The organism is Streptomyces sp. NPDC021012 (assembly GCF_044333355.1).
GTDB lineage: Bacteria > Actinomycetota > Actinomycetes > Streptomycetales > Streptomycetaceae > Streptomyces.
In genome coordinates this window covers 370,117-371,334 of the sequence record NZ_JBIRQU010000008.1, presented here as the reverse complement: position 1 = coordinate 371,334, position 1,218 = coordinate 370,117, and the positions used below count along the sequence as shown (strand labels likewise).

1 protein-coding gene is annotated in these 1,218 nt (G+C 75.9%); it reads left to right on the top strand.

Features of this window, described 5'->3' with window-relative positions; translation table 11 throughout:
- Positions 1–265: 265 nt before the first annotated feature.
- A complete protein-coding gene (locus ACH4TP_RS27115; protein ID WP_398439376.1) occupies positions 266–1,087 on the top strand; it encodes a tetratricopeptide repeat protein in 822 nt (273 codons plus the stop codon).
- Positions 1,088–1,218 lie beyond the last annotated feature (131 nt).

The window sequence follows — 1,218 nt, the reverse complement described above, 5'->3', positions numbered from 1 at the left end:
CGACCGGCGTGACGAGCGTCCCTCGTCGTTCCGTCGGGACGACAGCCGGGGTGGCGACAGCCGTGGCGGGTTCCGTCGCGATGACCGGGGCGGCGACAGCCGTGGTGGCGGGTTCCGCCGGGACGACCGGGGTGGCGACCGCGGTGGATTCCGGGGCCGGGACGACCGGGGCGGCGACCGCGGTGGGTACCGCGGCCGGGACGACCGGGGTGGCTTCCGGGGCCGGGACGACCGGGACCGTGGTGACCGCGCGCCCATCAAGCGGCTGCCGATCCCGCCGGAGGTCACCGGTGAGGAGATCGACCCGGATGTGCGCCAGGAGCTCATGAGCCTTCCCAAGGGGCTCGCCGAGGACGTCTCGCGCAACCTCGTCATGGTCGCCCAGCTGATCGACGAGGACCCGGAGAAGGCCTACGGCTACTCCCGGGTCGCCCTGCGGCTCGCCTCCCGTGTCGCGGCCGTCCGCGAGGCCGCCGGCTTCGCCGCGTACGCGACGCAGAAGTACTCCGAGGCGCTGGCCGAGTTCCGCGCCGCGCGCCGGATGAGCGGCGGGGTCGAGCTGTGGCCCGTCATGGCCGACTGCGAGCGCGGCCTCGGCCGGCCCGAGCGGGCCCTCGCCATGGCCGGTGAGCCCGAGGTGCAGAAGCTGGACAAGGCCGGGCAGGTCGAGATGCGGCTCGTCGCCGCCGGCGCCCGCCGGGACATGGGGCAGCTCGACGCGGCCATCGTGACGCTGCAGAGCCCCGAGCTGGCCTCCAGCGCCGTGCACCCGTGGACCGCGCGCCTGCGGTACGCGTACGCCGACGCGCTGCTCGCCGCCGGCCGTGAGCGCGAGGCGCGCGAGTGGTTCGCCAAGGCCCTGGAGGCCGACAAGGACGGCAGCACGGACGCCTCCGACCGGCTCGCCGAGATGGACGGGGTCGAGTTCGTCGACGCCTTCGACGAGTCCGACGAGGAGCTGGAGTCCGAGGAGTCGGAGGGCGCCGGCGTGGTCGACGTCGAGCTCGACATCGACGAGGACGACGAGGACGACGAGTCCGATGAGGACGACGAGGACGAGGACGACCGGGACGGCGACAAGGGCTGATCCGGGCCGGTAGTGGAGAAGGGGGGGGCCCCCGCGGGGGCGGCCCGGGCCCGTTTGCGGGGCGGCGTGACCCCGCCCCCCGGGCACGGCCCGGCCCCGCGCCCGCGGGGGGGCGGCCCCGGGGGGGGGTG